Source organism: Peptoniphilus duerdenii ATCC BAA-1640, from assembly GCF_000146345.1.
Classification (GTDB): Bacteria; Bacillota; Clostridia; order Tissierellales; family Peptoniphilaceae; genus Peptoniphilus_B; species Peptoniphilus_B duerdenii.
Genome location: NZ_GL397071.1, coordinates 700,291 through 709,562, shown reverse-complemented (window position 1 = coordinate 709,562; position 9,272 = coordinate 700,291). Strand labels below are relative to the sequence as shown.

The 9,272-nt window shown below is 37.5% G+C and carries 6 protein-coding genes; 2 read left to right on the top strand and 4 right to left on the bottom strand.

Translation table 11 applies throughout. From position 1 onward, the window contains the following. Positions 1–890 precede the first annotated feature (890 nt). The 3 genes from HMPREF9225_RS03180 to HMPREF9225_RS03170 all read right to left on the bottom strand — a co-directional run bounded on the left by HMPREF9225_RS03180 (position 891) and on the right by HMPREF9225_RS03170 (position 5,581). Positions 891–2,675 carry an LTA synthase family protein gene (locus HMPREF9225_RS03180; RefSeq protein WP_008901496.1) on the bottom strand — a complete coding sequence of 595 codons (1,785 nt, stop codon included), beginning with the start codon at positions 2,673–2,675 and terminating at the stop codon, positions 891–893. Positions 2,676–3,508: 833 nt separating this feature from the next. After that, entirely contained in the window at positions 3,509–3,787 is a 279-nt protein-coding gene (locus tag HMPREF9225_RS03175) for a hypothetical protein (protein WP_008901495.1), read from the bottom strand. Positions 3,788–3,856: 69 nt separating this feature from the next. Then, positions 3,857–5,581 (bottom strand): stalk domain-containing protein, encoded by a 1,725-nt coding sequence (locus HMPREF9225_RS03170; RefSeq protein ID WP_008901494.1) that lies wholly within the window; start codon positions 5,579–5,581, stop codon positions 3,857–3,859. Between the two features lie 173 nt (positions 5,582–5,754). Between HMPREF9225_RS03170 and HMPREF9225_RS03165 the strand changes: the two genes are divergently transcribed. Then, on the top strand, positions 5,755–6,075 hold the full coding sequence (locus HMPREF9225_RS03165; protein ID WP_008901493.1) for a heavy metal-binding domain-containing protein: 321 nt from the start codon (positions 5,755–5,757) through the stop codon (positions 6,073–6,075). 717 nt (positions 6,076–6,792) lie between these two features. On the opposite strand, the gene HMPREF9225_RS03155 is transcribed toward HMPREF9225_RS03165, so the two are convergent. Further along, positions 6,793–7,380 (bottom strand): TlpA family protein disulfide reductase, encoded by a 588-nt coding sequence (locus tag HMPREF9225_RS03155; protein ID WP_008901491.1) that lies wholly within the window; start codon positions 7,378–7,380, stop codon positions 6,793–6,795. 134 nt (positions 7,381–7,514) lie between these two features. Between HMPREF9225_RS03155 and murJ the strand changes: the two genes are divergently transcribed. Then, entirely contained in the window at positions 7,515–9,110 is a 1,596-nt protein-coding gene (gene murJ / locus HMPREF9225_RS03150; protein ID WP_008901490.1) for a murein biosynthesis integral membrane protein MurJ, read from the top strand. Positions 9,111–9,272 lie beyond the last annotated feature (162 nt).

Here is a 9,272-nt window from a genome sequence, read left to right as displayed (position 1 = left end):
CCTCCGTTAAAGCCCTAGCCGAAATCTTTGATTTCGTAGCAGGTCTTATGCAAAGAGTTCCAAAGAAGCCGAATGAAATGAAGGCTGATTTGCAGAACTCGACTGCCATACTCGTAAAAGAAAATTTGAAGGAGAAAGAATATGGTTAGGTTATATATTGGATATTTATTTAAATTTATTAAAATTTTTGAAATTATTTCATTTGTGAAGACTTGACCATCTGAGGTTATACCCGTTCGACTCACTGCGTTCGCTCAGGGTGACTGTAGTTGGGATGGTTTTCTCGTGAATAGTCCCAAAGGAAGACAGTCACCCTGAGCGAAGACGGCTTTGCCGTCGTAGTCGAATGGGTATAACCATTGTGGGGCTATGTATGGGTGACTGTAATTGGGAAGATCTTGTAGCGTCGAAGCCCTCCTCGTGCATTTCCAAAGAAGACAAACGAAGTGAAGTCTAATTTGTAGAACTCGACTGCCTCTCAGGGTGACTGTATTCCTCATGGGCTTCTGAATAGAGTCTTCGGCTGTGGAACCTTGAAGGTTCCGCTACGGGATAAATTATAGGAATGGTTATTGTACGCCCTTCGGCTGAGTAAAAAGAATTTAGAGCAAAGGTTATTGGAAGCAGATTGCTTCCGCTACAAAGTTTATATATTGATTTTTGATTTACCACACCTGAAGACTGTATTTGTCTCAAAAACAAAAATGGAGTCGCCTCCCTCAATTTAATATATCGCAATATAACCATCTGTCCTCTTCTCTGTTCCGCAGGCGTACACTCCATTTTCATCTCGAAGTGTTATCTCACCTCTTCCCATTTCAAAATTATTAATCTAAAACATAAAAAAAGGAGGTCTCCCTCCTTTTCTCATAATCATATTTAATTCGAATCTATTTATCCACTTGGACTTTATTTTTCATTCTGTTGTATTCAACATTGTAAAAATCTTTTAGTCTTTCTGCAACTTCAGGATCAGTTGTAGGTTTGAACTCTCCTTTGTACAAGGTTAAGTTCTGTTTTATAACAGTCACATCTTGGGTGAAATCTGTAAGGAATTGGTTGTACTCATCGCCTTCATATCCCAATTGCCTAAATAAATAGTTCATCAAAAATGCAGGTTCCATAGTAGGACCTTCACCGACAAAACTATTTCCAGTCAATTCCTTTGCTTTGCTGTTCGCCCAAATTACATATGGAGTTGCATATATGTTGTAAAGTCCATCTGGAGTTGCCATGTCGCAGTTGATGTTAAACATTTTAAAGATGGAGTTCGCTTCTCCCATGGAAGGACTGTGATCCCCCCAGAATACAAGGACGATAGGTCTATCAGATTTTTCAAAATTATCTACTAACATCTTTAATTTGTAATTAGTATCGTGGATTAAGTTTAGATAATTATTGAAGTAATTGTAATTTCCTACATCGTAACTATCATTCCACTTAAGTCCAGGATTATCAGGACAGACCTCCCTATTATAAGGTCCATGACCTTGGTAGCTGACATTTAAAGATATATAAGGCTTGCCCTCTGCATCGTCATGATCCTTTATAATGTATGGAAAATAATCTCTGTCGAATAGAATTTCATCGGAAACTTCCTTGTAGGTGTTTTCCATATCGTGGAATTCATCGAATCCCAAGTGTTTATATGCGTTAACTCTATTATAAAAAGTACCGACATTTGGATGAGTTCCAATAGCTTTGTAGCCTTGGCTCTTTAGATACCAAATATAGGAATTCTTGTTCACATTGTAAATAGGATTGTTTCTGTTTCCAGTTGCCACATTGGTTTCAGTGATAAAAGTACCACCACCAAAAGTATTAACCATAAGAGAACCAGTTATACTTTCACTTTGCAACTTGTGGAAATAATCGTAAGGATCGTAGTTGAACTGTAAAGCGTCGTTTCTATACATGTAAAAATCCTTAAAAGATTCCAATTGAAGAAGAATTATATCCACCTTTTTGTCGTCTGGAATATTTTTGTATTCGTACTTAGACAAGAGTTCCTCAGCACGCTTTTTATCATATCCCTTGTATTTATAATTTTTGCTCGTCTTAATCGAATGTAAAAACGGATATACAATTCCCTTTGCCTCATAACTTTCGAGATAAACCCACATATTTAGCCCAGAAGATTCCTTACCTATATCAAAATAGAGTTTGTCATCAAATGCCAAAGTGTTTATGAAAACCACAAGACACATGGTGTAGATTGCAAAACCAATCCATCTAAAATTCCAGTGCAGATTTCTGCATAGAAAAATCAAAACAATTAGTAAAACAACCACAATTCCAATAGCAATAAGGGTTAGTGTATCAGGAGCAACATTGTAAGATTTAGACATAGACATAGCTTCTCTGACAAGTTTAAGGTCCGATAACATCAGCGGCTCTGATCTGTAGATAACCTTTTTCTCATGGGTATATGCCATTGCAACCATAAGTATAGAAGTAATCCCAAACCCGATAGGCACGGACTTAACCACAAGACTTATAATCACAAGAATTAAGTACACCGGTACAAAATTCATAGCTAACACCCTCATATCTTTGAAATATGAGAAGAAAATATTTTCTGAATAGCCATATGACGCTATAAAAAGGCAGACTAAAGTAAGAATAGCCGCCGGTATAATTTGTAGTATATATGTGTTTCGAATCATTTTTTTCATAAAATCCTCCGTAAAACCAATATATAGAATTATACTACTTTGGATTTACATTTTCAAAGATATTATGAATATTCTCACCTATATTTAAACAGTCTTTGCAAATGCATCGTAGCGGAAGCAACCTGCTTCCATTAAACTTGATACTACATTATTATTAATCAGCCGCCAGGCGTACACCAACCATTCCTATTATTCATTCCCGTAGCAGAACCTTCTAGGTTCCACAGCCGAAGGTATAATAAACTTTTCAAATAATTAACACTTATCGAGAGACAGTCCTCCCATTTGGTCATCCTGAGCGAAAAAGGCGTTAGCCTTTGAAGTCGAAGGATCTCTGTATAGATTATCCTCCCAACTACAGTCACCCTGAGCGAACGAAGTGAGTAGGCAGTCGAGTTCTGCAAATCAACCTTCACTTCATTCGGCTTCTTTGGAACTCTTTGCACGAGACCTGCTACGAAATCGGAGATTTCTGCTAGGGCTTCGAAGGATCTGACCTATATAACCTGCCGTTGTAAGTGAAATCATCCAAACGTAGCCTCACCAGGGTTATACCCATTCGACTACGGGTGTCGGTATCTCCACCCTCTGCTCAGGGTGACTGTATTCCTCTGGAATTTTAAAGAGAATAACCTCACAACTACAGTCACCCTGAGCGAACTAAGTAAGTAGGCAGTCGAGTTCTGCAAATCAGACCACGAAGTTCCTTCTTTGGAACTCTTTGCACAAGACCTGCAACGAAATCGGAGATTTCGGCTAGGGCTTCGAAGAATCTGACCTATATTTAACTTAACCTTTGAAAGTGAAATCATCCAAACGTAGCCTCACCAGGGTTATACCCATTCGACTACGGGTGTCGGTATCTCCACCCTCCGCTCAGGGTGACTGTCTTCCTCTGGAATTTTAAAGAGAACAACCCTCCCAACTACAGTCACCCTGAGTGAACGAAGTGAGTAGGCAGTCGAGTTCTGCAAATCAGCCTTCATTTCATTCGGCTTCTTTGGAACTCTTTGCACGAGACCTGCAACGAAATCGGAGATTTCTGCTAGGGCTTCGAACGGGTATAACCTCTGAAGTTCAAGTCTTGGCATATGAAATAGTTTCAAAATCATTTACCTATTCCAATAAAAAAGGACACATCTCTGTGCCCTTAAATACATATTAACTTCTATTTCTATCTATTAATATTTTACAAGTCTTGTTATTGTTGCAACTCTTGTGTTTGCATCCCAAAGAATATCTGTACCGTCTTTTAATCCTAGTGCTCTTGCGATGTTAGCTACTGGTAGCATTGTTCTTCCATTTCTAAGAACAGGGTTTGCATCTGAGTAGTAGGTGCTTCCGTTTACGATAATCTTGTTAGTTTCAACTGGGATTTGTACCTTGAATTCTTTGTCAGTTAGAGTAACTGTTCTAGTTGCTCTGTCCCAATCAACTTTGAATCCTAGTGCTTCTGCGATATATCTTAGAGGAAGCATAGTTCTTCCGTCTTTGATAAATGGAGCTACATCCATGTTAACATCAGCTTCAACTCCGTTGATGTTTTTGATAAGCTTTGTAGATCCTATAACTACTGTTGATTTTACAGGGATTACTCCATGATCAGCTTTTTCAGATTTCTTTTCAGGAGCAACTGCACCCTTTCCATATGCATAGAAAGTAAGATCAGAAGTTGATGAAACTCTTGAGTTTAGTCCAATTGAGAAGTATCCGTTTACATCTGCATTTCCGCTTCCTAGGAATACTCCGTTTCTATATACATAGATTGGAAGGTATGAAACGCCAACTTTACCTGAAACGATGGTTCCGTTTCCTGATAGTGATAATGCTGATGGATAGATAACTCTATCGTATCCGTATGGGTATCCATATTCGTAGCAAGTTGTGTATAGCCATGAATTGTTAGTTACATTATAAAGTGTAGCTGTTGCATCTGTGTATCCTGCTTTTGAAGCTGTTAGTTTTTCATTGTAAGCCCAGCTTGTGTTTGGATTGTAGTATCTGTTGTAATATTTATCATAGTACTTGTAGTTATCATATCCATAGCCATATCCATAACCGTATTCAGAAACATATACAGTGTATGTTTTGTTTGATTCCCCTCTTAGATAGTAACTAGAGTTTGCATTTGCATATATTGAGTCAACGATAGTTCCGTTTCCATCTACTAAGAAGTAGTATCTAGCATAAGATCCATTGTTTCCACTGTAAGAACCTCTGGATGTATCTACTTTGTAAGAATTATATGGATAGTCTTTCCAATAGTATCCGTAGTAACCACAGTAGTAGTTTCCACTTTCACTAGTCATGTTGAAAGTGAAGTTACCATCTTTATCTGTATAGGTTGTTCTTCCAAGTACTTTAACTAGTGCATCTTTTACTGGATTGTTATTTCCATCTACAACTTTACCAGTGATTGCATCATAGTAAACATTTGTAGTAACTCTAAGTTCTTTAGCTGCTGCAGCTTTTTCTTGGTTAACAATTTCTTGAGCAGCTGCTTGAACTTTTGAAATCTTTTCTAATTCAGCAGCTTTTGTAGTATTTACTCCATTTTCATCTTGTGCTTTTCCTATTTCTGTTTTTGCAGCTGCTACTGCAGTGTTTAAAGCTGTTTCTTGTTCAGCTCTTTTTGTTGGATCTGCAATGTTTTTAATTACTTCTGTAGCTTTTGCTGCTTCTGCATCAATAGCGATTTTTGCTGCATCTTTAGCTTTTGCAACTGGATCTTCTTGACCACCACTTTGGTCTACATCATCATTTCCACTTCCTGGTGCTGTTAAAGTTGGTTGTGGTTCTGTACCTGTTTCTTCACCACTTGCCATAACATTAAATGGCAATACTGTTAGTATCATAAAAAAGCTTAGAATAAGAGCTAAGACCTTTTTACTATTTTTAGTTTTCATAATATTCCTCCTTTTGTCTCGTTTTACCTATACCCAGTTTATCAAATAAATCTTATCAATTCAGCAAATGTATAAAAATTTAATTAAATTGTAATATTGTAAACAATTAATAATTTACCAAAGGTTCAAAATCTTAAATCAAAAATGGGTATAAAATAAATAGGAGGTAGAATATGATAATTACAACTACAAATTCAATAGAAGGTAAAGAAATCTCAGAATACATAGGCATCGTCTATGGTGAAGTCATCTCCGGAGTTAATTTTTTAAAAGATTTAGGAGCAGGACTTAGAGATATATTCGGTGGCAGAAGCGCCGGCTACGAAGAAGAACTTATCCATGCCCGCACAGAAGCCATTGAAGAGATGAAAGCAAGAGCACAAAACGTAGGAGCAGATGCAATAGTAGGATGCAAGATGGACTACGAAGTACTTGGACAAGCTGGTTCAATGCTTATGGTCACCATCTCCGGAACAGCAGTAAAATTAAAATAATTAAATCCTCGAAAGAGGATTTTTTATTTTTTGTGTGTTTTGTAGCGGAAGCTATCATTTTCCATTAACTTCTATACTGAATTCTTTTCTTTCAGGCGAAGCCGTACAACAACATAAGTTAAGATTAATCTTTGTAGCGGAAGCTACCAGCTTCCATCAACCTCGATACTAAATTTTCCTAACTTAGCCGTAAGGCGTAATTGTACCTGTACATATTATCCGCACCCGTAGCGGAAGCATTTTGCTTCCACAGCCGAGAGGCTCTGCAAATTTAAACTTCATTAATTTTACTAAATTTCGTGAGGTTCACACCCCACCACTAGTCATTCTGAGCGAACAAAGTGAGTAGGCAGTCGAGTTCTGCAAATCAACCTTCACTTCGTTCGGCTTCTTTGGAACTCTTTGCACGAGACCTGCGACGAAATCAGAGATTTCTGCTAGGGCTTCGAAGAATCTGACCTCTATTTAACTTAACCTTTGAAAGTGAAATCATCCAAACATAGCCCCACCATGGTTATACCCATTCGACTACGGGTGGCGGGTAAACCTCCACCCTCCGCTCAGTGTGACTGTCTTCCTCAGGAATTTTAAAGAGAATATCCTCCCAACTGCAGTCACCCTGAGCGAAGACGGCTCTGCCGTCGAAGTCGAACGGGTCTAACTTCATAGGACCTAGTTTAGGCAAATGAATTATATACAAAAAACAAAAAAAGCACATTACTTTGTGCTTTCTATCGGTTCTACTCTTCCTTCTCTTATAGCTGATATTAACTCCATTAGCATTTCTTTTTCTTGGTATCCTGGCGCTATCCCAAGTAGTTTGCCCTCTTCGTTAAAGAATACAGATGTTGGAAATCCATCTATCTTAAACATGGCTGAGAGTTCAAAATTTCTATCAAAATATGGTTTTAAATTTATTTCTTTATCTTTTAAAAAATTTTCCACCACTTCTGGATCTTCTCCCACTGATATTGGTACAAATTCAATATCATCTTCTGTTTCCATGATACTTTCAAGATCCGGTAGCTCTCTTATGCAGTAGCTGCACTTGGTATTGAAGAAATTTAGTGCTGTGATTTTGCCTTTGAAATCTTCTATCCCGTACTCTTTTCCATCGCTATCTGTAAATTTTATCTTAGATATATCGAATGTGTTTTCACCTTCGCTACTTTGTTCTTTATTATTCTTTTCTTCTACTTCAGCTATCTTATTTTTAGTCTCTTCGTCTTTTATTGAGTTTATATTTTCCGTTTGACATCCCACTAGCAAAATAGATGCCAATAGAAACATGATTATCTTTTTCATTTCTCTCCCGTTTTAAAATTTATTTAATCTTTAAATTATAGTTTACCATACTTTTCCATTTTCTCGCCATTTTTAGAGAAATTAATTGACAAAATTTTTTACTAAATATATACTAACATAGGACAGGAGGGACTATGAGCGATAAAAATGTAAAGATTGCACAGTCTACCGCCGCTATTATTATATTTTCTCTATTGGGAAAGATTTTGGGATTCGCTAGAGAATCCTTGCAAGCGGCTAAGTTTGGTGCCACTTATGAAGCCAGTGCTTTTGTACTTGCCCAAGGTGCCACCGGTATGATTTCAACACTTATTACCACTGCGATTGCAACCACCTTTATCCCAGTTATTCAGCGTGCTGAAAATGAAATGGGACCGAGGTACAAGGTTAGATATACAAACAATTTAATATTTATTTCGATTTTAATTACATTTATTTTGACGATTCTATCCATATTTTTAAGTCCATACATCGCAATGCTTACCGCATCTAGAGCAAAACCTGAGACTTATCAGTTGGTAGTTAAACTTGTAGAAGTTGGGATGCCTGTCATCATTTTCTCAGCAGTAGTTGGGATTTTCACAGGTTTCTTGCAATACGGCGGCAGATTCGCTGCTGCTTCAGCTATTGCCATCCCGATGAACATCGTCTACATCGTCTACCTTTCATTCTTCTCAGAAAGTTTCGGTATAGTTGGACTTACCGTCGCATCTGTTCTTGCAGTTGTGGCACAGATTTTTATACTGCTACCGGATTCGTTTAGGCTCGGATATAGACCGAAATTCGTGCTTGATTTTAAGGATCACTATGTAAAGGAAGCTTTGATTTTAGCGATGCCCGTACTAATCAGTGCATCTGTAAATGATATCAATGTAATCGTCAACAGAAATATTGCCTCTGGTTTAAGCGACCAAGCGGCAGCAATTCTAAATGTTGCAAACAAGATGAATCTGTTGATACTAGGAATATTTATAACAGCGATAACAGCGATAATATTTCCGATGATGACGAAGGCATTTTCAAAAGGGGACACTCTTCAAGGAAAAAGAGTTATGTCTACATCCATTAAGAGCGTGCTATATTTAACTGTTCCAGCTTCAATTGGACTTTTGATCTTGGCAAGGCCTCTTATCGAGATTGCATTTGTCCACGGTAAATTCACCTACGAAAATGGACTGGAAGCCACATCTACCCTTAGATGCTACACACTTTCACTGATTTCAATGTCACTTTCAAATGTTTTAAATAGAGTTTTTTATTCACTAGAAGATACGAAGACTCCATTTGTAATCGGTGCCGTTAACGTCGCTATAAATGTGGCGCTAAACATATTGGTTGCTCACAAATTTGGAGTGCAAGGACTGGCTGCATCGGTAAGTATCGCAACTACTATCGCAGTTACAGTATCATATATAAAGCTTCACAAAAAAATAGGAGCTCTCGGAGGTCGTGGATATCTAAGAGCCATCATAAAGACTCTTCTTTCATCTCTAGCAATGGGATTTGTAGCATATGTATACTTCCCACTTGAAATGATCCTAATATCTAAAGTTTCAAATGGATCTGTACTACTTCTATCAAAACTATTAGTTTTAATGGTAGTCGTATGCCTAGCACTGGCAGTATACCTATCATGTATGTACCTACTTGGAGTTAGAGAAATCAAAGGACTCGCAGAGTTTGCAATAGATAAGGTGGAAAGTTTCAAAGAAAAAAGAAGAAATAAATAGATAAAATTTAAGATTTGAAATTAAGAATTTAATTTGGGTTGTCGTAAGGCAGCCTTTTTTTATTTGGGCTGATGGAAAAAGATGAAGACAATTTAGTATCAAAGTTGATGGAAGCTGGTAGCTTCCGCTACGATACAGTTGCTTTAGTTTAACCCTCGGAGG